This window comes from Bradyrhizobium sp. Leo170, from assembly GCF_004296405.1.
Classification (GTDB): Bacteria; Pseudomonadota; Alphaproteobacteria; order Rhizobiales; family Xanthobacteraceae; genus Bradyrhizobium.
The window spans coordinates 1-21,908 of record NZ_PSRR01000116.1 but is presented as its reverse complement, the minus strand read 5'-3'; the positions used below and the strand labels follow the sequence as shown (position 1 = coordinate 21,908).

Here is a 21,908-nt window from a genome sequence, read left to right as displayed (position 1 = left end):
CCCCCGCGAGCGGGAGAGGGAGCGCAGCTCCATTGTGGCTGCTACTTCTACGGCACGCCGCCGATCTTCTCCGACACGATCTTCGCGGCGGCGCGCAACTCGGTGGCGATGGTGGCGGCTTCGCCGGCGGAGATGCGGCCCTCCCGCACCAGCGGCACGGTCAGCGCAGCGACCGCGCGGCCTGACGCTTCGACGATCGGGCAGCTATAGGCGAGGATACGCGTATAGCCGTCGTCGTTGGAGAAGTTGCCGCCCTCCTCCGAGATTCGATCCAGCGCCGCGAGCGCCTTCTTGCCGCTGATGCGATCATTGGCGGCGATGACCTCCGCGAGCTCCTGGCGCCGGCCCTCGAGCTGGAACGCCGCCAGCACCTTAGCCGACGCATATTGCTGGGTCAGCGGAAACACGGCGCCGACCTTGACCGACCAGCCCATCAGCCATTCCGGCTCGATCCGCGCGATCACCATGAACTGCTCGCCGTGCAGCACGGTGAGATGGCAGGACAACCGCACGCGGCCGGCGAGCTGCTCCATCACGGGTAGCGCGGCCTGCAGTAACCGCTCGGTCGGCGGGAATTGCGAGGCGATCCGGAACAGTTGCAGGGTCAGCGTGTATTCCCCCGTCGCCGGATCGCGCGTGACATAGCCGCGACGCTCCAGCGCCACCAGCATGCGGAAGATCTCGCCGACGGAACGGCCGACCCGCTCGGCCAACTGCTTCTGGCTGAGACCGCGCGCCTCAGCCGACAGCGCTTCCAGAAGATCCAGCCCCTTTTCAAGGGCGGGAGCGCCCGGTTGCACATTCTTTGCCTTCTTCATCCGTGAAGCCTTGGGACATGCCAGCACATCATCTCCCCGCCGCAGGCGGCAAGGGAACGAAGCCTGGATGTACCTGATCACCCGCGCGACGAAAAGTTATCTGCGCGGGTTGGCCCACGTGGACAACCTCCACGGCTGTGAATTGCCTCAACGATCCGCGGTGGACGCCAACTGGATGTGCTCGGGGATTCCGGCGACGAACGATCTATTTCGTCGGTGTCGGATAGACCAACGATTGATCGTCGATGTCCTGAGCGGGCAATTTCTCGACGCCAGCCATCGCATGCAGCTGCGCCAGCGGCGGCATGGCCATAGCGGTCAATTCAATCGAACGCGAATGCGGCCGCCACAGCAAGGTTCCAATAACAATCACGACGGCAATGGCGATAACTGAAATCATTGAGCGGATCATAGGGTATCTCCCTCTCCACTCAAATGAGTCTGCGCTATCAGCCTGGGGTTCGAGACCCGCGCCGATTGCGGATCATCGCTGCTAAACCCTGGCGCTCGGCAACGCGAAGGCTGTCGTCGCCGATTCCTGCACGAAATTGTCGAGAATCACCGCCGCTCCAACTGCGACGACGACGGCGAACAGGCAGGCCAGGACGAACGCGCGCATCGTGTTTCTCCTCTTCACGTCATTTTGTACCACAGTTCTGCAGCGGATGAGTCGCGCCGCGGGCAAAAGCGGCGTTCAGGCGGAAAGTGCGAACGCCTCGGCTTCGATGTCGATGAAGGTGCGCCCGAGCGCGCCAACCGATGCATAGAAATCGGCCGACTTTGCCCGTTCCAGGTCGTGGAAGAAGCGCCTGATCCAGGGCAAAAGATGCCGCTCGAAGAAGTCGCGGTCGGCGCCGTCGGGCGCGGCGATGCTGCCGCCAGCCAAACCCGCCATGATCTCGCAGAGGAATCCGGCGTGATCCTCCGGATCGGTCCACTCCGGTGTCTTTTCGATGCCGAGACCATCAAGCGTTTCCCGCACCCGGACGAGCGGCCGCCCATATAACGTCTCGGCGAGATAATGCGACGCATAGGGCAGCAGCGCGCCCTCCCCCAACCCAGCAAACAGCGCAAAGAACTCGCGCGACGCGCCCTCTTGATCGGTCCGCCGCGCCGCTTCGGCCAGCGCGATATGCACTATTCCGATCGGGCTGGCATCGCCGCGCAGGCCGGTGAGACGGGAAAGAAGCTCGGCGTCCGGGCTGCGGGTCAGTAGGGTCGCCAGTAGCGCATATTCCTGCGCCCGGGCGCGGTCGATCTCATCGACGACGCGCCCAGCAGCGCCCTTTGAAATTGAATCCGTCATGGTTCGATCCAAAAAAGACATCCCGCCTTGTCAATCGCTATCGCGGCAATGCGCTGCCATGACGCCGCTTTCGGGGAGAATCCTGCGCTTCCTCGACAGGCGCTTGCTCGCCCTGCGCGCCCATGTCCCGTATTTGATTCGACTGTGCGGCAGCGTCTGCCAGCGACGGCTCGTCGGTCGCCGGCGGCGGATCGAGAACGGGCTCGCCGGAATCAACCGTCCCAGGCCGAACCGGATTGGCCGGCGACGTCATGTCCGTGAGCGCATCCGGAATCTGCTCCAGCCGCCGCGAGACCTGCGCGAGAACATCGGCGGCGTTTTTCGTTGGATCGAGCGGGCCGAACCCCGGAATTGCGCTCGGATCGTTGAAGTCCCACTGGTTCTCCGCGATGCCGATGAAGTCGCGAATGGCGGGATCGCTGGTCCAGGCCCGGCGCAACGCCGCGCGGGCCAATTCGGCCGGAACGCCGGCGCGCAGGAACGCGGTAATATCGGTATTGGCGGCGATCGATTCGATTGACGGCAGGCTGGCGAGGTCCAACGGCTCATCGCTCGCCGCGTCGGCCGCAGGCAACGCGGCCGCTTCTTCACTGTCGGTCGGAGAAGCCTCCGCATCCTGGCGCTCTTTCGCGGCCTGCTTCAACCGCGCCCAGCGAAGGAAAACATTGTGCTCTTCAGCCACGGTCGGTTCTCTCTCATATCCTACGTTGGCGGCCCCTGCCGATCGCGCTGCCGCTTGATGAAGGGGCGCTCGACATGATGCGCGGCAACAAATTGCTCAACGATTTGAACGATACTGGCGGGCATCGGCACCGCGTCGACCAGATTGCTGCCGGCGTCGGTGAACGCCTCGCCTTCGGCCGGATCAGCGGTGACCGCGAGCAGTTCGTAAGGCGGCTCGGAGCCGGTCGGGCGCAGGTTGACCCATAGTGCGGGCGAGCCCGATGCGAGATTGTCGCGATAATTGGCGGTCTCGGTGCGGTGCAGTTCGATCACCGCCTCGCCAGCATAGAATAACGTCACCTCTCCTTGCCTATCGAGCGGCGTCCATGGGTCGGCCGACGGGTTTCCGGCCAAAACCGAAATCGGCCGCCACAGGAAGTCGGCCCAGGCACTCCTGCCCTTGCGCCGCTCGACCACAACTCCCACGGAAATGCGCTCCAGCGCCGTCGATATCAATTGACTGCCTCCGCATTCGCAATCGGCAAGCCGGTGATGAGGTTTTGCGGCTTCAACCGCAACACCCCGTCGGTGGTCATGGCGAGCAGCAGATGGACCGGCTCGCCCCTGACCTTTTCGATCATACAGGTGGGATCGCGGAACGTCAGCCGGAACAGCCCGATCAACTGGGCGCGCGAGCCGTCATCGAGATCATCGCCATGCCAGATCGCGTCGCCGATGCGCGTGGCATCGGAGCTCAGCCCGACATACCAGTTCCATGACGCCTCGCGCAGTTCCGCCACCGGCTCGACTTCGACCTCGATCGCCAGCAGGTGCAGAAGCCATCGGCCAATGACATCGCTAAGCGCGGCCAGACCGCGCCCGCCGGCGGCCAGATCGAGCGCCATGTCGAACCGGTCGCTGCGCTCCCAATAGCCGCCCGCCGTGGACTCGTTCAGCACGTCGACCTCGGTGGCGTCAGGCAACCCGAGCAGCGCCATCAGCGGCGACGCCGAATGCCGGCCGGTTGCGGAGCCCCGTTCCTCGTCGACGGCGAGGACCGAGGCCCCTTCGATCATGAGCTTCTGCGAGCGGAAAAACATCTCGGCGGCGCGCAGCACGAAAGCATCGCGGCAATCATCCAGCGCGTTGCGCAGGATGACCTGCACCAACTGACCGACGAGGACCTCGGGAAAGGCAATGTTGCGCCTGACGATCGCAAGATAAGCGGCCTCGAGGCTCCCGTGCTTCACCAGGTGATCGCGCCAGGCGATCATCGTCCGCCAGTTCTCGCGCGCGTCCCCATCGGCGATCGCCTCGATCTGCCTGGCCGCGACCGGCCGCCGCGGGTGACGCAGCAGCGCGCGATGCAGCTCCTGCTCCGCCGCGCAGGCTTCCGGTGGGGGCATCAGCTCGGGCCGCGCCAGATAGACCTTCAGGAAGTCGTCGGTAACCAGCAGCCGGCCGTTCTCGTCGCGGTCGAGCAGATGATGGCCGCAAGCGAGCCAGAAATCACGCGGCGCGCTCATCGGGTGCTCCCTGCAAGTCCGCCATACCGGCATCGTATTTTGCCGCAGAGCCAGTATATACTTTCCACAAATTCCCGGCCAGTTTTGCCGGGCGTACCGCACAGCCACAAGAGTTCGTGACCGCAATGGCTGATTCTGCAAGACGCGTTCTGGTCTGCTCGTGCGAGGGTACGATGCCACTCGACGGCGATGCTATGCGTCGCGGCTGCCATCATGAAATGACGACGGCAACGCAGCTCTGCCGCGTCGAACTCGATCGCTTCCGAGCCATCGCCGCTGAAGACGGCCCGCTCACGGTCGCCTGCACCCAGGAAGCGGCACTGTTTTCCGATGTGGCTGAGGAAAGCGGCCGCACGCAATCCATACAATTCGCCAATATCCGCGAGACCGCCGGCTGGTCCAATGACACCGCGCGCGCGGGACCGAAAATGGCGGCGCTGCTTGCGGCGGCGGCCGAGACTGCACCGCCGGCGCCATCGGTTGAGCTCGAAAGCGGCGGCGTCATCCTGATCTGCGGCCGCGATGAGACCGCGATCGAAGCCGGCAATCTGCTCAAGGACCATCTCGACGTCACTGTTCTGATCGAACCGCCCGCCGCCGTCGCGCCGCCGCGCAATGACGAATTCCCGGTGGCGAAGGGAAAGGTGACCGCGGCACGCGGCCATCTCGGCGCGTTCGAGGTCACGGTCGACGATTTCGCGGAAGCTGCGCCCTCCTCGCGCAGCACGCTGCTGTTCGGCCCTTCCCGCAACAATGCGCGATCGAACTGCGACATCATCCTCGACCTGACCGGCGGCGCGCCATTGTTCCCGGCTGCGGATTTGCGCGACGGCTATCTCCGCGCCGATCCCGCTTCCCCCGCGGCGATGCTGCAGGCCGTGCTCAAGGCACGCGATCTCGTCGGCACTTTCGAGAAGCCGCGCTATGTCACGTTCGACGCCAAGCTGTGTGCGCATTCGCGCTCGGGACGCATCGGCTGCACCCGCTGCCTCGATCTCTGCCCTGCAGGCGCAATCACGCCGGCCGGCGATCATGTCGCGATTGATCCGAACATCTGCGCGGGTTGCGGCCAATGCGCGGCGGCCTGCCCGACCGGCGCCGCGTCCTACGCGCTGCCGCCGGAAGACGCACTGATGCGCAAATTGCGCGCGCTGCTGATCACCTACCGCGAAGCCGGCGGCGAACAACCGATCGTGCTGGTGCATGACGATGCGCATGGCGCACCGGTGATCGATGCGCTGGCGCGGTTCGGCGATGGACTGCCGGCCAACGTGCTGCCATTCGCGGTCAACGAGGTCACGCAGATCGGGCTCGAGAGCATCGCCGCCGCCTTCGCCTATGGCGCGTCCGCGATGCGCTTCCTGCTGCGGACAAAACCGCGCCATGACGTTGCGGGCCTGACGCGGACGATGGCAACCGCCGATCCGATCCTGGCCGGGCTCGGCTTCGGCACGGACCGAATCGCCACCGTCGAGACCGACGATCCGGACACGCTGCTCGAGACATTGCGCGCAATCCCGTCATTACCATCGGCGCCGCGCCCGGCGAGTTTCCGGGCCACGGGAAAGAAACGCGACGTGCTGCGTTTTGCGCTCGGCGAATTGCATCGCTCAGCGCCGGCGCCTGTCGATATCATCGCGCTGCCCGTGGGCGCACCGTTCGGCGCCGTCGAAGTCGATGCGTCCGGCTGCACCCTGTGCCTGTCCTGCGTCTCGGCCTGCCCGACCAGCGCGTTGCGCGACGATCCCGAACGGCCGGTGCTGCGTTTCGTGGAGGATGCCTGCGTCCAGTGCGGCCTGTGCAAGTCGACCTGTCCGGAGCACGTGATCACGCTAGTGCCGCGGCTGGATTTCGGCGCCGCACGAGCCCCTGCCCGCATCCTCAAGGAGGAAGAGCCGTTCTCGTGCATCCGCTGCGGCAAGCCGTTCGGCGTCAAGAGCACGATCGAGCGCGTGGTCGCCAAGCTCGAAGGCAAGCACTGGATGTATAAGGATTCGCCGCGCAAGCTCGACGTCATCAAGATGTGCGACGATTGCCGCGTCAACTTCGTCGCCGAACAGGGCTTTGAATCCTACGGCGTGGCGAGCCCGACCGTCCGCACCACCGACGACTATCTGCGCGAGCGCGACGCGCAACCGCCTCGCGGCGGCAATCGCGACCGAAAATGAGCAGCTATTCCGCCGGCGTCGCCGTGGGTTCGGCGCGCCCCTCGCCCGCCAGCTTTTTGGCGAGCCACTGGTCGTGATGTTCCTTGGCCCAATTGAGGTCGACCTCGCCGGTGCCCATCGCCTCGAACGCGCCCTCCATCCCGACCGTGCCGATATAGATGTGGCCGAGGATCAGGGCGATGAACAGGATGGCCGTCACGGCGTGCACCACCTGCGCGAGCTGCATGCCGAGGATATCGGTCCCATAAAACGGAAACAGCAGCAGGAATCCCGAGGCTGACACGGCAATGCCCGCCGCAATCGACAGCCAGAACACCATTTTCTCGCCGAAATTGAAGCGCCCCGACGGCGCGTGTCTGTTCTTGATGAAGCCGCCGCCCTGCTTGAGCCAGTCGATATCCACCTTCTCCAGGAGATTGTCCCTAAGGAAGATCACCAAGATCAGGACGAGGCCTGCCACGAACGCGAAGCTCGTGAAGTTGTGTACGTATTTGGCGGCCTGCGAGATGGCGGCGAACGTGTCCGGCCCGACGAGCGGCAGCAGCACGGCCTTGCCGAAGGTGATGTTCAGCCCGGTCAGTCCGAGGATCACGAAGGACGCTGCCGTCAGCCAGTGCGCGAAGCGCTCGAACGCCTTGAAGCGAACCACTTTCTGGCCCGAGCGCCCGGCTGAGATCGGGAGCCGCCCGAGGATCAGATAGGCGATCGCCAGCAACGCCACCGTGCCGAGGATCACAATCGCACCGCCCCAGCGCAGCAGAACCTGGTGGAAATAGTCCCAGGTCCGTCCCGCCGGCTGGATCAGCACGCCGGCCTTGGTGTCGGGAATGTCGATGCGGCCGGTGATGCGCGGCACCTGCTGCAGCAATTCGCGTTGGCTGGTGACGCTCGCGGTCGGGTTGGGCGCGCCGTCAGGACCGAACTTCTGCGCGAGCGCAGGCGCCGCCACGGCGACCGCAAGCAGCGCCAGGACCAAGGTCGCCAGACGAAAGCGTGCGAGAAACGTCATGACCGTTACCCTGTTCTCATCCCGCGTTCATCGCAGGCCGTATGAGCCTATCCGCTCAGACCCCGACGTCGTTGTGATAGGCCGTCGTCCAGCCCCAGGCGCCGGAACCATAGCCCCGCTTGCGCACCCGCTCGCCGTAAATCTGCGCGATGATGTCGCCATCGCCGGCGAGCAGCGACTTGGTCGAGCACATCTCCGCGCACAGCGGCAATTTGCCCTCGCCGAACCGGTTCGAGCCGTATTTGGCGAATTCCGCCGCGCTGCCCGGCGCCTCCGGTCCGCCGCCGCCGGCGCAATAGGTGCATTTGTCCATCTTGCCGCGGGTGCCGAAATTGCCGACCTGCGGATATTGCGGCGCACCGAACGGGCAGGCGTAGAAGCAATAGCCGCAACCGATGCACTGGTCCTTGTTGTGCAGGACGACGCCGTCCTCGGTCGGGAAGATGCAGTTCACTGGACAGACCGCCGCGCAGGGCGCGTCCGTGCAGTGCATGCAGGCCATCGACACCGAACGCTCGCCGGGCTTGCCGTCATTGATGGTGACGACGCGGCGGCGGTTGATGCCCCAGGGCACCTCGTTCTCGTTCTTGCACGCGGTGACGCAGGCGTTGCAGTCGATGCAGCGGTCCGCGTCGCAAAGGAATTTCATGCGTGCCATCGTCTGTTCCTCTCACGCGGCCCGGATCTGGCAAAGCGTCGCCTTCGGCTCCTGCATGCCGGTCGCAGGGTCGTAGCCATAGGTCGTCAGCGTGTTCACGCTTTCGCCGAGCACGATCGGATCGGCGCCTTTCGGATATTTGCTGCGGAGATCGGCGCCCTCGAACCAGCCGGCGAAATGATAGGGCATCCAGGCGACGCCCTTGCCGACGCGCTCGGTGACCATCGCCTTGACACGGGTCCGCGAATTACTCTCGGCGCCGGTCACCCACACCCAGCCGCCGTCCTTGATGCCGCGCTCGGCGGCGTCGGCCGGGTTGATCTCGACGTACATGAACTGCTTCAGCTCGGCGAGCCACTTGTTGGAGCGCGTCTCCTCGCCGCCGCCTTCATATTCCACCAGCCGGCCTGAGCTCAGGATCAGCGGGAACTGCTTTGAGATGCCGCGGTCGACGGCGGCCTTCTGCACCGAGAAGCCGATATTGGGCATGCGGAACTGCTTGGCGTCGGGCAAGGTCGGATAGTCGGCAACCAGATCCGGACGCGGCGTGTAGATCGGCTCCCGATAGACTGGTATCGGATCGGGCAGGTTCCAGGCGATCATGCGCGCCTTGCCGTTGCCGTACGGTGAGCAGCCGTGCTCGATCGCGACCCGCTGGATGCCGCCGGACAGATCGAGCGACCAGGACACCGTATCGGGGTTGGCCGAATTGACGCGCCGGATGATCTCCATTTCCTGCGGCGTCAGCTCGTTGTCCCAGCCGAGCTTTTTCAGCACGCCCAGGGTGAATTCGGGATAGCCGTCCTTGATGTCGGAGCCAACCGAATAGGAGCCCTCGGCGAGGAGATTGTCATGATCCTCCCGCTCCACCTCCTGCCCATTTTCCATCACCTTGCGTTTTACGACGCGCTCGACGCCGAACCGCGCGCGGAAGCTGCCGCCGCCGTCCTTCACCGAAAGATTGTTGTTGTAGAGGATCGGCGAGCCCGGATGCCTGAACTCTGGCGTGCCCCAGCACGGCCATGGCAGGCCGTAATAGTCGCCGCCGACTTCCGGATCGTCCTTCGGCGCCCGCAGCGTCACCAGGTCGAACTTGGCCTGATTCTTCATATGCGCCTTGAGCCGCTCCGGCGATTGCCCGCAATAGCCGGTCGACCAGCCGCCGCGGTTGATCTCGCGCAGGATGTCTTCCGCCGACACCGAGCCGTTCTCGACCTTGATGTTCTTGAACATCAGGTCGGCAAAGCCGAGCTTGCCGGCAAGCATATACATCGTGTCGTAGTCGTTCTTGGATTCGAAGATCGGCTCGACGATCTTCTCGCCCCATTGCAGCGAGCGGTTGGAGGCGGTGCGGGAGCCGTCCATCTCGAAGCTCGTGCAGGCCGGCAGCAGATAAGTGCCGTTCTTGCGTTCGGAGACCACCGACCACGCAGTCGGATAGGGATCGCACACCACCAGGAGCTCGAGCTTCTCGATGCCGCGCACCGCTTCCGGCATCCGGGTGATGGTGTTGACGCCATGCCCCATGACGAACATGGCCTGCACCGGATTGGGCTGGCTGATCTGGTCCTTTGGCAGCAAGGTCGCGTCGAACCAGCGCGTGCTCGGAATGCCCGGTGTTTCCATCAATTGCTTGCTCGGGAAGCGCGACTTCATCCAGTCGTAATCGACTTCCCACACCCGGCACCAATGCCGCCAGGCTCCCTCGGCAAGGCCGTAATAGAGCGGCAGCGTCGTCACATCGAGGCCGAGATCGGTCGCGCCCTGCACGTTGGTGTGGCCGCGGAAGATGTTGGCGCCGGCGCCGGGCATGCCGACATTGCCGGTGGCAAGCAGCAACAGGCAACTGGCGCGGACATTGGCGGTGCCGGTGGCGAACTGGGTCTGCCCCATCGCCCAGATCAGCGTCGCCGGCTTCTGCTTGGCGAACAGTTCGGCGATATGCTTGACCTGCGCCTCGGGCAGGCCGGTGACCCGCTCGACCTCCTTCGGATTCCACTTCGCCGCCGCCTTGCGGATTTCATCGTCGCCGTAGACGCGCTGGCTGATGAATTCCTTGTCCTCCCAGCCGTTCTCGAAAATGTGCCACAGCATGCCGTAGATGGTGGCGATGTGGGTGCCCGGGCGCACCCGGACATATTCGGTCGCATGCGCCGCGGTCCGCGTCATCCTTGGATCGACCACGATCATGTTGGCGCGGTTGAGCTCCTTGCCCTCGAGGATGTGCTGCAACGAGACCGGATGCGCCTCGGCCGGATTGCCACCCATCAACAGGATGGTCCGGGCGTTGCGGATGTCGTTGTAGCTGTTGGTCATCGCGCCGTAGCCCCAGGTATTGGCTACGCCGGTGACGGTCGTCGAATGGCAGATGCGGGCCTGGTGGTCGGAATTGTTGGTGCCCCAGAACGCCGCCAGCTTGCGGTTGAGATAGGCGGCCTCGTTGGTGAACTTGGCCGAGCCGAGCCAATAGACTGAATCGGGGCCCGCCTTCTGGCGGATCTCCATGAGCTTGTCGCCGATCTCGTTGATCGCGGTCTCCCAGGAGACGCGCGTCCACTGGCCGTTGACGAGCTTCACGGGATAACGCAGGCGGCGCTCGCTCAGGACGTCATCGCGCACCGCGGCACCCTTGCAGCAATGCGAGCCACGATTGATCGGGCTGTCATAGTCCGGCTCCTGCCCGATCCAGACGCCACTGGCGACCTTGGCGATGACAGAGCAGCCGACCGAACAGTGGGTGCAGATATTCTTGCGAGTCTCAACGGGCGCGCCCGCAGGCGGCGGCGGGCCGGCCTCCACCTTGCGCACGCCGTTCAGCGCGAGCTCGCCGAGCGCCGCGAGCGTACCGGCAGCGATGCCCGAACGCTGCAGAAAAGTGCGGCGATCCAATCCGCCGCCTGGCCTGTCCGCTTGCGCGAGAACAGGCCTTGCACTTCCTCGACGACGATCCGACTTCCTGATCAGCACGAACGCCTCCTCTAGCGGGCGCCGGGGTAGCTGTTGACGCGGTAGAAGTCTCGAACCTCAGCGGAATCAGCCTGATAGCGCGCCCTGCGCTTGTCCTTCATATCGACCGATTGCGTGGCTGCCGGCAGTGACAACAGCGCGCCGACGGCGGCCGCGCCGCTACCCGCGATGGTCAGGCGAAGCAAATCACGCCGAGGAATTTTTCGCTCAGGGTTTTCCTTCTCAGGATATTCCTTCATCGCGGCGCGCTCCCAAAACCAGGTTCGCTATTCGCTACGCTACTCCGCGCGATGCCGGACTTCAATTGCGAACCGATCACCTCGCAGTGCAGCAAGCGTTACCATCCGCGCACCGCGACAGCCGGTCGCATCCAGTCGGAAAAAACCTGGACGTGCCGTTCTCTGTAGCTATCCGTTGAAAGCGAATCTCTTGAGGTGCCTAACCCCATGCAATAGGTAAATTGAGCAACCCGCGAAACGCCCAGCCGCCGATCCGCACAGGCTCGTTCTCGACGATGCGGAGGTTCTTCAGCCTGGCAAAGATAGCCGGAAGCGCAACATCGGCGACCATGGCGCGCGAGGCCCAGGCGCCGGCGCAAAAATGCGGGCCGGCGCCGAACGCGATGCTTTTGCTGGTGTCGCGGCCAAGGTCGAACTCATCAGCGCGTTCGAAATGTTTTTCGTCGCGGTTGGCCGAGCCGAACATCAGGAACATCCGATCCTCGGGCTCAAAGGCAACGTCACGGATTTTCCACGGCTTGGCGATGCGGCGCGGCGACATGCCGATCGGCGAGATCCAGCGGGCATATTCCTCGAATGCCTGCATCCAGGGAATCTTGCCATCCATGACCGATCTCAGTTGATCGGGATGCGTCAGCAGCGCCCACGCGGTACCGGCGATCGCGTCGCGCGGTTCGTTTTGACCACCGCTGATCGAAAGCTTGATGTTGGCGCGCACGCTCTCCATCGGCATGCCGGATGCGAGCATCACGCCGAGCAGGCTTTGATCGGGCTTCTTGCTGAGCACCGGCAGCATGTCGTCGATGGCCGCATCGATGCCCGAAGTCGCAGCGTGACAGCGCGCCTCCACGGCGGGGTCTCCAATATAATTGGCGATGCCGTCAATCATCCCCTGCGACCACGCGTTCATGTCCTGAAAGCGCATGTTGGTCAGCCCGGTGATCGATTTCAAACACTCCGCCGAGAACGGCAGCGCGAAGTCGCGCACGAAATCGCATGCACCCGCGGGCTCGAGCTCGGCGATGATGCGGTCGGCATGGGCCTGGAATTGCGCCGTCCAGTGAGATTTGACGGTCTTCGGAGACACGGCAGGAAAGATTGCCTTCCGCTCTTCGAGGTGAGCGTCGCCATCCTTGCGCATCATGTTGTGGCCCATCAGCCTGTTCATCAGGCCTGCGGGCTGGTGCGATGAGAAGACGTCGATCTGCTTTTCCGAGATGAAGATGTCCTCGCGACTGCAGAGCAGCGTGCTGCCGAGCTGCGGCACTAATGCGATCGGGGCATCCCGACGCAAATTCGCAAGCATCGGATAGGGATCGCTCCAGAATGCCGCGACGTCGATATCGATACGAGGCGCAGTGCTCACGGTTTGGCCCTCCGGGTATTCCTCAAAGGGTACCCGAGGAGTCGGAGGGACGTCTGTCCCGCTGGTTGGGGACAGGAACTCCCGGCTAATGCGCGGAGCGGGGCAGCGCCATCAGGCGCAATGCAATGCTGAACAGTTCGTTTTGCGAGGAGATGCCGAGCTTCTCGTAGGCTCGCTTGCGATAGGTGAAGGTCGAGTGCAGGCTGATCCCGAGATCCGCCGCGATCGCCTCGGATCCATAGCCCGACAGGATCCGCAAGCAGACGTCCTTTTCCCGGCCGGTCAGCTTGAGGAACGGCTCGCGGGTCGAAAACAGCGTCTGCAGTTTTGTCGGAGCCTCTGCGACAACCTCCTCCTGGCAGTGACGCGCCACGATCGCGGTGATGGCTGGCGCCATGTTGCAGAGACGTGCGGCTTCGTTGCGCGTAAACCGGCCTTGCTCCGTGGTCCGGTAGAAGTTCACGTAGAAGCAGGCGCTGTCGACCCAGATCGCGGCAGCGATCTTGTCCACGATCTCCGCATCCTCAAAAAACATCTTCCGATAGCTGTCGCTATACATGCGGCGGGAAAAGCTCGGCAGGACGATCGGGCGAGGTGCCGCTCGTTGGTGCAGGATCGTCTCCCGGTTCGGATCGGCCAGATGAAAGTGTTCGGAATACGCGGCGCCGAGGTCCGGCCCGATGTCGATGTTCCCGATTCCCAGCGCGCAGCGCGCCGTCCGCTCCGTCTCGAAGGCAAACACCATGCAATGGCCGACACCGGCCACGGCTCGAACCGTATCCATCAGAACCTGCGAGAACGAAGGTCGACCGATGGCAAGCACCATCGGCGCAAGGACGCCTGACGAATCTCCCGGTTCCATCGCTCCTGTCCCCATCGCTCCCTCCGAATTTTTCTTCAAGCCTATCAGCTACATCCGCAGGTTTGAAGCGGTCTCGTGCGGCATCCCGCACCCCTTTTGAGCCGACATGTGTCACCAATCAGGGGGACAGACGCACACCGCGAGACAGGCGATAATTGCGAAGCGCTGGTGTGGCCGATGTCCTTGGCGTATCTGCGCGCCTTAAAAAAAGAATTCTTGCGGGAGGGACTACAATGAGGCTGGGCCTTGCCGGGCTTTGGATCTTCGTGACCGCGGTTCTCTGCGCCTCGGACGCGAATGCGGACATCAAGGTTGGGATCGTTGTCTCCGCGTCCGGACCGGGCTCGGCGCTCGGACAACCACAGATGCGAACGGTTGCGGCACTGCCGAAGGAGATCGGCGGCGAAAAAGTCGTCTACATCCCGCTCGACGATGAATCGGATACCACCAAGGGCGTCCAGAACGCCCGGCGCCTGGTGATCCAGGACGGCGTCGACATCCTGATCGGATCGTCGCTGACACCCGTGACGATGCCGATGCTCGATATCGCCATGGAATCGAAAACCCCGATCATCTCGCTGGCGGCTGCTACGGCCATCGTCCAGCCGATGGACGACCGCCGCAAATGGGCGTTCAAGGTCGTGCCGAACGATGACCTGATGGCGGCGGCCATTCTCAAACATATCGCGAAGTCGGGCATCAAGACGCTGGGCTATATCGGGGTTTCGGATGGATATGGCGAAGGCTATTACAAGGAGGTCAGCCGGCTCGCTCCGACGCTTGGCCTGACGGTGACGACGCATGAAGTTTATGCGCGCGCCGACACCAGCGTCACGGGCCAGGCTTTGAAGGTGATGGCGACCAATCCGGAGGCGGTGTTCGTCGCATCCGCGGGCACGCCGGCCGTATTGCCCCAACAAGCCCTCCGCGAACGGGGCTATGCCGGCAAGATTTTCCAGACCCACGGCGTCGCGACGGAAGAGTTCATCAAGCTCGGCGGCGCCAATGTCGAAGGCGCCGTGTTTACCGGGGAAGCGTTCACCATCGCGGAGGACCTGCCGGCGAACGATCCGTTCCGGCTGGCGCGAGAAGAGCTTGTCTCTGCCTATGAGAGGGCGAATGGCCAGAAACCGAACATCTTCGCCGCGCATTTGTGGGATGCCGTCGCGCTGTTCAAGAGGGCGGCGGCAAGCGCCTTGAAGACCGCCAAGCCGGGTACGCCGGAATTCCGGGCGGCGCTGCGCGACGAGCTTGAGCGTGGCAAGGACGTCTATTTGAACAACGGGCTGTCCACCATGAGTCCGACCGACCACAATGGCTACGACGAGCGTTCCGCCTTTCTCATCAAAGTGGATGGTGGAAAATTCCGGCTGGTGCGATAGGGCAAGCAAGAGGGAGGACTTGAATGAGCACACTCGGCTCCTCTTCCACGACCAGCACCGTTCCGCATCTGGACGTTGATCCCTTTGCGATCGAGTTCTTCGCTGATCCTTTCCCGACCCATGAGGTCCTGCGGGAGGCGGGGCCGCTCATCTATCTCGATAGGTGGAACGTCTATGGCGTTGCACGCTACGCCGAAGTCCATGCGATGCTGAACGATCCTGCGACCTTCTGCTCCAGCCGCGGCGTCGGCCTGAGGGATTTCAAGAAGGAGAAGCCATGGCGGCCGCCGAGCCTGATTCTCGAAGCCGATCCGCCCGCCCATACCCGGATGCGCGCCGTGCTCAGCCGCGTGCTGTCCCCTAGCGTCATGAAGCAAGTGCGCGACGGCTTCACTGCTGCCGCCGAAGCGAGGGTCGACGCGCTATTGGACAAGCGCAGTTTCGATGCGATCGAGGATCTTGCGGAAGCCTATCCGCTCTCGGTCTTCCCGGATGCGCTCGGACTGAAGGCCGAGGGCCGCGAGCATCTGCTCCCCTATGCCAGCCTGGTGTTCAACGCGTTCGGTCCGCCGAACCAGTTGCGGCAGGAGGCGATCGAACGTTCGGCGCCGCACCAGGCCTACATCGCCGAGCAATGCCAGCGCGAAAACCTCGCACCCAGCGGCTTTGGCGCCTGCATCCACGCGCGCGTCGACGAAGGCGAGATCACCGCCGCCGAGGCGCCGCTCCTGGTGCGCTCGCTGCTGTCGGCCGGCCTCGATACGACCGTCAACGGCCTCGGTGCGGCGATCTATTGCTTGGCCCGCTTTCCGGATCAATGGCAATTGCTGCGCGATAATCCGACACTGGCGCGCAACGCCTTCGAGGAAGCGGTGCGCTTCGAAAGCCCGGTCCAGACCTTCTTCCGCACGACCACGAGAGAGGTCGAACTCGGCGGCGCGCCGGTCGGCGAGGGCGAGAAGGTCCTGATGTTCCTCGGCGCGGCCAACCGCGATCCGAGGCGTTGGGACCAGCCTGACAGCTACGACATCAACCGACGCACCAGCGGCCATGTCGGCTTCGGCTCGGGCATTCACATGTGCGTCGGCCAGCTCGTGGCCCGCCTCGAAGGCGAGGTGATGCTGTCGGCCTTGGCTCGCCGCGTCGCCAAAATCGAGATCATGGGGGAGCCGAAGCGCCGCTTCAACAACACGCTGCGCGGGCTTGACAGCCTGCCCGTTACCATCACTCCGGCCTGACGAGAGGCGCGATGACTGCGATTACCTTCATTCATCCCAACGGCCGAAGCGATCGGGTCGAGATCAGCGACGGCGAGAGCGCCATGCAGGCCGCAACCCGTCACGGATTGGATGGCATCCTGGCCGAATGCGGCGGCAATGCCATGTGCGCCACCTGCCATGTCTATGTCGACGATGGCTGGCTTGCGCGCCTCCCCGCGATGGGCGACGAGGAAGACGCCCTGCTCGACGGCACAGCCTGCGACCGCCTGCCGAGCAGCCGTCTGTCCTGCCAGATCAGGATGACGCTCGAACTCGACGGGCTGGTGCTGCGCCTGCCGGAACGGCAGGTCTGAGCAACGATCGGCTGCGCGAAGAGATCGCTGCGCGAAGACATGACCGGGGAGAGGATGATGAAGCGGTTGGGCTGGACCCTTGTGCTACTCGGAAACCTGACGGCGAGCGCAGCGAGCGCCGAGATCTCCGACAGCATCGTGCGCATCGGCGTGCTCAATGACATCTCCGGCATCTTCCAGGACACCAATGGCATGGGCTCGGTGGAAGCTGCGCGGATGGCGGCGGAGGATTTCGCCGGCGGGGGCAAGAACATCAAGGTCGAGATCGTCTATGCCGATCATCAGAACAAGGCGGATGTCGGGTCCGCGATCGCGCGCAAATGGCTCGACGTCGACGGGGTCGACGCGATCGTCGACGTCCCGAATTCGGCCGTCGGCCTCACCATCAATTCGCTGCTTCGCGGCACGCGAATGACCTTCCTGGCGTCCTCGACGGCAAGCTCTGACCTGACCGGCAAGGCCTGCTCGCCCAACACCATTCAGTGGGTCAACGACGCCTGGGCCACCGGCAACACCACGGCGGCGGCCATGATGCAGCGCGGCGGCAAAGACTGGTACTTCGTCACGGTGAACTATGCGCTAGGGCAAGGCATCGAGGCGGAAGCGACCAGCTACATCGAAAAGCACGGCGGCAAGGTGCTGGGATCGAGCAAGCATCCGCTCGGCACCTCGGACTTCGCGTCGTTCCTGCTGCAGGCCCAGAACTCCAAGGCCAAGGTTATCGGGCTCGCCAATGCCGGCGGCGACACCATCAACGCGGTCAAGCAGGCTGCCGAGTTTGGCATCCAGGAAGGCGGCCAGACACTGGTCGCGTTCCTGCTGTTCATCAATGACGTGCACGGCATGGGACTGAAGGTCGCGCAGGGACTTCAGCTCCTGGAAGCCTTCTACTGGGACATGGACGACGATACCCGCGCCTTCGCCAAGCGATTCGCCGCGCGACCGGGCATGAACGGCAAGATGCCCAGCGGCAACCAGGCCGGCGTCTACGCCTCAACTCTGGCCTATCTCAACGCGGTCGCCGCAACGGCAAGCGACGATGCCAAACAGGTCGTGCCCCAAATGAAGAAGCTCAGAGGCAAAGACAAGCTTTTCGGCGACGTCGCCATCCGCCAGGACGGCCGGGTCATTCACCCGCTCTATCTGTTCGAGATCAAGAAGCCCGAGCAGTCCAAATACCCCTACGACTACTACAAACTGATCGCGACCATCCCGGCCGAAGAGGCATTCCGGCCGATGGCGGACGGCGGCTGTTCGCTGGTGAAGTAGGAGAGGTCCTGAAACCGGCGGAACGGATGCAGTACGTCAAGAACTGCCCGTCTTTATCGGGTTTCCTGCGTCCGAAAGAATGGCGATCCCGGGAAGACTCGAACTTCCGACCTACGGTTTAGGAAACCGCCGCTCTATCCGGCTGAGCTACGGGACCGCGAACCCCTCTCTCGGAGCTTCGGCACCTCATAGCAGACTGAAAGTCCGATCGCCAGACTCCGCGGCGGTCGGCGCCGCTCGCGGCTGATCGCGTGAGAGAGGGTTCCGGCGCGCTGCCCGCACCTGATCGAACGACCGCTTCCGCGAATACGCGCGCGCCAGATGTGAACAACAAGTTAACCGGCTGACCTGCTTTGCTTGAGCCAGATCAAGGTCATCTGGCTCGAATCGCGCAAGAATCCGGAGCGGCCGCTTTCGGCCGTCCCCACCTCACTCCTTCCACATCCGGAGCACTCTGTGAATAGCGCCGGCAGCTTTGCCACCCGTCTCGCCTTCCATCGCATCGACCATCACACCACTGCCTTGTTGCGCGAGGCGCGCAGCCTCGTCATCGATGCGCTGCCCGGGATCCTTGACCGCTTCTACGATCACGTCAGCCGCTTCGCGCAGACCGCGCGCTTCTTCCGCAGCCGCGAGCACATGATGCATGCCAAGCAGATGCAGATAAAGCACTGGTCCATCATTCTGGAGGGACGCTTTGACGCCGACTATGAAGCATCCGTGACGCGGATCGGCGAGATTCACAACAAGCTCGGGCTCGAGCCGAGCTGGTATATCGGCGGCTACAATGCGCTGTTGTCGGATCTCGTGAGCGAGGTCGCGATCCGCATGCCGGTGCGCATGCTGAGTCGCGGCTCCGCAGCGAAGCAGGCCGCGATGCAGCGCGCGATCGTCAACGCGGCGCTGCTCGACATGGATATTGCGCTTGCCGTCTACACCGAGGCCGAACGCCGCGACCGGCGCCAGATGCTGGACCGGCTGGCGACGGATTTCGAGACCGCGATCGGCGGCGTCGTCGGCATTGTCGCCTCCGCATCCGCCGAGCTGCAGGCGGCGGCGCAATCGCTGCAGGGCGCGACCGATCGCACCTCGGCGAAGTCGGGTCTGGTCACGGTGGCCTCGCGCGAGGCAACGACGAATGTCAACGCGGTCGCCGCCGCGGTCGAGCAACTCACCAATTCGATCCGCGAGATCGGCGCGCGCGTCACCGATTCGGCCCGGATCGCGACGGAGGCGACTGCGGCAATCAATGCCGCCGGCGACAAGATGCAGAAACTCTCGGCCGCCGCGCAGCAGATCGGCACCTTCGTCCATCTCATCACCGACATTGCCGGCCAGACCAACTTGCTCGCGCTCAACGCCACCATCGAGGCGGCGCGCGCCGGCGACGCCGGGCGCGGCTTTGCCGTGGTCGCGCAGGAGGTCAAGTCGCTCGCCGAGCAGACCGCCAAGGCGACCGCCGACATCGCCGCGCAGATCGGCGACATCCAGCAATCGACCACGGAGTCGGCAAGCGCCATCGGCGATATCGTCGCCGTGATCCGCTCGATGGGCGAAGTGTCGACCGCGATCGCCTCCGCCGTCGAGCAGCAGGACGCCGCCACCAGCGAGATCTCGCGCAACATCCAGCAGGCGGCCGTCGGCACCAGGGACGTGTCTGAGAATATCGAGGACGTCACGCATGCCGCCGAGGAGAGCGGCGGCAGCGCATCGAATGTGCTCGATGCGGCGGGCGAATTGTCGCGGCAGTCGGAGCTGCTGCGCAATGAAGTGTCAAAATTCCTCGCGACCGTGAAGGCCGCCTGAGAACGTTCCGAGCAGACGCCGCTGTGGTTCTGCATCCTGGGCGGGGCGGAAAACGGTGGCGGCCGGGCGAGGTAAGCGAAATCCTCGTCGCTGTCGCGTGGGTTCCATCCGGACCCAAGCCCACTGTGTGAATCGCGGCGACAACGACCGCGGCCAGCTTGCGTGCCGTCCTTCGCCTTGAAATTTCTTGAAAATTTTAATCGAAGCCAAGCGTGACCGGGTGCGCTATGAGACCTCGCCCACACCCTGTGGACGCACGGTTCCACCGTGACAAGCGCCATCAAAATGACGACAATCCGCCCAACTCTGTCGCCCGTCCGAATCTGGCTGGGAATGCCTCTGTGATCGCCTCGCGTTTGCTAATGCTCAGTGTTGCCGCCGCCGCCGGTGCAGCCGTGCTTGCGCCCGCGCGCGTCGACGCGCAATGGTGGCGCGGCACGCCGAGGGATTTCGAGGAATGCGCCGACGTCGCCGAGAAGGCGAAGACCAAGGAAGACAAGACCTCGCAGCTTGGCGACTGCAACGCGAAATTCGCCGGCCGCCGCAAGCCCGGCGGCGGCTACACTTATTATGACTTCCTGCAGGACCGCTCATTCGACATCTCCGGCCCCAACCCGACGCCGGAGGAGCAGAAGAAGATCGACCAGGAATATGCACGCTATCTGGAAAAGCAGCGCCGCGAGAGCATGACCGCGGCGCTCGCCTTGAAGCAGCAGCAGGAAGCGCAAGCGCAGCAACCGCCAATGCAACCGCCCGCGCAGCCGGACGTCCAGAAGGTGACATTGCGGACCGAGACGGTGCGGGTGCCGGTGCCGGTGGCAAGCCCGGTCAAGCGGGCCGAGCGCATCAGAGCCGCAAAATGCGCCAAGGACTCGTTTTCCTGCGACTGGCCGCGGGTCTCCGCGAGCTGGAACGAGTTCAAGAAGATTTTCGCCCCGCAGCCGCCGGCGCCGCCCGCCAAGGCGAAGCAGCGGAGCTGATCCATTCGGAATTGTAGTAGCCCGGGTGAAGCGAAAAGCGTAACCCGGGGCCGCCCCCGCCTAAGGCAAAGATCCCGGGTTGCGTTTCGCTCCACCCGGGCTACGACGTGCCCTAACTAGCGCGGATGGGTCCGCTTGGCGCGGTGCGGCGCAACCGGCTTGCGGGCAGGCGCAACCGGATCAAAGGTCGGCGCCCGCGATGCCGCGCGGCTCTCCTGCAATCGTGCGTCATAGCCCGGGGATGGGACGACCGTCGGCGGCGCGGCATGGGAGGCCGCGACTGAACCTAGAGTCAGGGTCACAACCCACCACAGTGCGGTGGCGATCCGTCTCATCGATCCTCCTTCATCATGTCCTCATTGAAAGTCGTGCGGGACCGACGCCGTTTCAAGGCATCAGCCTCGGATCTGCTCGACCGTCAACCCGGGCGAGCCCTTGCCCGCCGCCTCGGCCTGCTTGACCAGTTCGACGATACGCCGCGACAGCGGCGCCTTCAGGCCGCGCCGGTCGGCGATATCTGTGATGACGCCCTGCAGATAATCGATCTCGGTGCGGCGCCCGCGCTTGAGATCTTCCCACATCGAGGAGCGCGCCTCCGGATCGATCTTCATGGTGCGCCCGAGCAGTGCCCCGAAGATCGTATCGGGTAGCCGCAACAGCGGCGGCATCAGCCCAGGCGGAATCGGCGTCGGCGACACCGGCCTGATGCCTTCCGCCTTGATTACCGCGAGCCCCTCCGCCATCTGGTCGGCGAACAGCTTTCGCCAGCTTCGCTGCGCGAGCTGCCGGCGCAGCGGGACGTCGGAGAGCGCATTCAGCGCGTTGTTGAGATTGACGATCAGCTTGCCCCACTGCACGCGGTCAATATTGTCGGTGGCGCGCATCGCAAGGCCCGGCACCGATAATCGTTGCGCCGTGCCCGCCGCATCCCGTTCGACGACGATCGCGCCTGATGTCGAGCGGTGAAACCTGCCCTCGCCGAGCCCGACCACGTTGAACGGCACCATCCCGCCCAGCACCTTTCGCCCGTGCAAACGCTGGCGCAACAGGCCGACATTGCCGACGCCGTTCTGCAGGCTGACGATATCAGCGTCTTCAGGCGCGTGGCCGGCGATGATGTCGGCCATATCAGCGGTATCCGCGCTCTTGACCGTGACCAGCACCGTGCCGGCGTCGTCAAAAATCGAGGGATCGTCCGACAGCGTGATTTCATTCGCGGCAAGCCTTTGCTCCGACCCGTCGAAGCCGGTCAGCCGCAGCCCGTTACCCCTGATTTCATCGATCACGCGCGGCCGCGCCAACAGCGCCACCTTGCG

22 protein-coding genes and 1 tRNA gene are annotated in these 21,908 nt (G+C 64.1%); 7 read left to right on the top strand and 16 right to left on the bottom strand.

What is annotated here, in order from left to right; all coding sequences use genetic code 11:
* Positions 1–47 precede the first annotated feature (47 nt).
* The 7 genes from CWO89_RS20285 to CWO89_RS20260 form a co-directional block, all read right to left on the bottom strand.
* Positions 48–818 carry an IclR family transcriptional regulator gene (locus CWO89_RS20285; RefSeq protein WP_130580509.1) on the bottom strand — a complete coding sequence of 257 codons (771 nt, stop codon included), beginning with the start codon at positions 816–818 and terminating at the stop codon, positions 48–50.
* A 205-nt stretch (positions 819–1,023) separates the two neighbouring features.
* Positions 1,024–1,230, bottom strand: a complete 207-nt coding sequence (locus tag CWO89_RS20280) for a hypothetical protein (RefSeq protein WP_130580508.1) — start codon at positions 1,228–1,230, stop codon at positions 1,024–1,026.
* An 81-nt stretch (positions 1,231–1,311) separates the two neighbouring features.
* Positions 1,312–1,437, bottom strand: coding sequence for a hypothetical protein (locus CWO89_RS48875; RefSeq protein ID WP_282531786.1), 126 nt, complete (start codon positions 1,435–1,437; stop codon positions 1,312–1,314).
* A 75-nt stretch (positions 1,438–1,512) separates the two neighbouring features.
* Complete coding sequence (locus tag CWO89_RS20275) at positions 1,513–2,124, bottom strand: TorD/DmsD family molecular chaperone (RefSeq protein ID WP_130580507.1); 612 nt, start codon at positions 2,122–2,124, stop codon at positions 1,513–1,515.
* 37 nt (positions 2,125–2,161) lie between these two features.
* Complete coding sequence (locus CWO89_RS20270) at positions 2,162–2,806, bottom strand: DUF3306 domain-containing protein (RefSeq protein WP_130580506.1); 645 nt, start codon at positions 2,804–2,806, stop codon at positions 2,162–2,164.
* A 20-nt stretch (positions 2,807–2,826) separates the two neighbouring features.
* Entirely contained in the window at positions 2,827–3,303 is a 477-nt protein-coding gene (locus CWO89_RS20265; RefSeq protein WP_130580505.1) for a DUF3305 domain-containing protein, read from the bottom strand.
* Positions 3,300–4,313 carry a DUF6352 family protein gene (locus CWO89_RS20260; RefSeq protein ID WP_130580504.1) on the bottom strand — a complete coding sequence of 338 codons (1,014 nt, stop codon included), beginning with the start codon at positions 4,311–4,313 and terminating at the stop codon, positions 3,300–3,302. The genes CWO89_RS20265 and CWO89_RS20260 overlap by 4 nt, the downstream gene beginning before the upstream one ends.
* A 173-nt stretch (positions 4,314–4,486) precedes the next feature.
* Between CWO89_RS20260 and CWO89_RS20255 the strand changes: the two genes are divergently transcribed.
* A complete protein-coding gene (locus tag CWO89_RS20255; RefSeq protein WP_130580503.1) occupies positions 4,487–6,481 on the top strand; it encodes a 4Fe-4S binding protein in 1,995 nt (664 codons plus the stop codon).
* 4 nt (positions 6,482–6,485) lie between these two features.
* On the opposite strand, the gene CWO89_RS20250 is transcribed toward CWO89_RS20255, so the two are convergent.
* The 6 genes from CWO89_RS20250 to CWO89_RS20225 form a co-directional block, all read right to left on the bottom strand.
* A complete protein-coding gene (locus tag CWO89_RS20250; protein ID WP_130580502.1) occupies positions 6,486–7,490 on the bottom strand; it encodes a formate dehydrogenase subunit gamma in 1,005 nt (334 codons plus the stop codon).
* Positions 7,491–7,545: 55 nt separating this feature from the next.
* Positions 7,546–8,148 carry a formate dehydrogenase FDH3 subunit beta gene (gene fdh3B, locus CWO89_RS20245; protein WP_130580501.1) on the bottom strand — a complete coding sequence of 201 codons (603 nt, stop codon included), beginning with the start codon at positions 8,146–8,148 and terminating at the stop codon, positions 7,546–7,548.
* Between the two features lie 12 nt (positions 8,149–8,160).
* Positions 8,161–11,115, bottom strand: a complete 2,955-nt coding sequence (locus CWO89_RS20240; protein WP_130580500.1) for a formate dehydrogenase subunit alpha — start codon at positions 11,113–11,115, stop codon at positions 8,161–8,163.
* An 11-nt stretch (positions 11,116–11,126) separates the two neighbouring features.
* Positions 11,127–11,354 carry a formate dehydrogenase gene (locus tag CWO89_RS20235; protein WP_130580499.1) on the bottom strand — a complete coding sequence of 76 codons (228 nt, stop codon included), beginning with the start codon at positions 11,352–11,354 and terminating at the stop codon, positions 11,127–11,129.
* A gap of 199 nt (positions 11,355–11,553) precedes the next feature.
* Positions 11,554–12,720, bottom strand: a complete 1,167-nt coding sequence (locus CWO89_RS20230) for a cytochrome P450 (RefSeq protein WP_130580498.1) — start codon at positions 12,718–12,720, stop codon at positions 11,554–11,556.
* An 85-nt stretch (positions 12,721–12,805) separates the two neighbouring features.
* The gene (locus tag CWO89_RS20225) at positions 12,806–13,582 is read right to left on the bottom strand and encodes a helix-turn-helix transcriptional regulator (RefSeq protein ID WP_245476415.1); all 777 of its coding nucleotides are present in this window, start codon (positions 13,580–13,582) and stop codon (positions 12,806–12,808) included.
* Positions 13,583–13,815: 233 nt separating this feature from the next.
* Between CWO89_RS20225 and CWO89_RS20220 the strand changes: the two genes are divergently transcribed.
* From CWO89_RS20220 to CWO89_RS20205, 4 genes are read left to right on the top strand one after another with little or no spacing between them, the layout of a single operon-like run.
* Positions 13,816–14,964, top strand: a complete 1,149-nt coding sequence (locus tag CWO89_RS20220) for an ABC transporter substrate-binding protein (RefSeq protein WP_130580496.1) — start codon at positions 13,816–13,818, stop codon at positions 14,962–14,964.
* Between the two features lie 23 nt (positions 14,965–14,987).
* Entirely contained in the window at positions 14,988–16,202 is a 1,215-nt protein-coding gene (locus tag CWO89_RS20215) for a cytochrome P450 (RefSeq protein ID WP_130580495.1), read from the top strand.
* An 11-nt stretch (positions 16,203–16,213) separates the two neighbouring features.
* Positions 16,214–16,537: a 2Fe-2S iron-sulfur cluster-binding protein gene (locus tag CWO89_RS20210; protein ID WP_130580494.1), complete on the top strand. Its 324-nt coding sequence runs from the start codon at positions 16,214–16,216 to the stop codon at positions 16,535–16,537.
* Between the two features lie 57 nt (positions 16,538–16,594).
* Entirely contained in the window at positions 16,595–17,806 is a 1,212-nt protein-coding gene (locus CWO89_RS20205; protein WP_130580493.1) for an ABC transporter substrate-binding protein, read from the top strand.
* An 80-nt stretch (positions 17,807–17,886) separates the two neighbouring features.
* On the opposite strand, the gene CWO89_RS20200 is transcribed toward CWO89_RS20205, so the two are convergent.
* Positions 17,887–17,963, bottom strand: a tRNA-Arg gene (locus tag CWO89_RS20200).
* A 299-nt stretch (positions 17,964–18,262) separates the two neighbouring features.
* Here CWO89_RS20200 and CWO89_RS20195 point away from each other — a divergent pair.
* Together CWO89_RS20195 and CWO89_RS20190 are read left to right on the top strand one after the other, a co-directional pair.
* On the top strand, positions 18,263–19,612 hold the full coding sequence (locus CWO89_RS20195) for a globin-coupled sensor protein (RefSeq protein ID WP_130580492.1): 1,350 nt from the start codon (positions 18,263–18,265) through the stop codon (positions 19,610–19,612).
* 362 nt (positions 19,613–19,974) lie between these two features.
* The gene (locus tag CWO89_RS20190; protein ID WP_130580491.1) at positions 19,975–20,592 is read left to right on the top strand and encodes a hypothetical protein; all 618 of its coding nucleotides are present in this window, start codon (positions 19,975–19,977) and stop codon (positions 20,590–20,592) included.
* Between the two features lie 116 nt (positions 20,593–20,708).
* Here CWO89_RS20190 and CWO89_RS20185 read toward each other — a convergent pair whose 3' ends face one another.
* Positions 20,709–20,927 (bottom strand): hypothetical protein, encoded by a 219-nt coding sequence (locus CWO89_RS20185; RefSeq protein ID WP_130580490.1) that lies wholly within the window; start codon positions 20,925–20,927, stop codon positions 20,709–20,711.
* A gap of 60 nt (positions 20,928–20,987) precedes the next feature.
* The coding region (locus CWO89_RS20180; RefSeq protein ID WP_130580489.1) for a 2-dehydropantoate 2-reductase at positions 20,988–21,908 on the bottom strand (921 nt) is incomplete at its 5' end.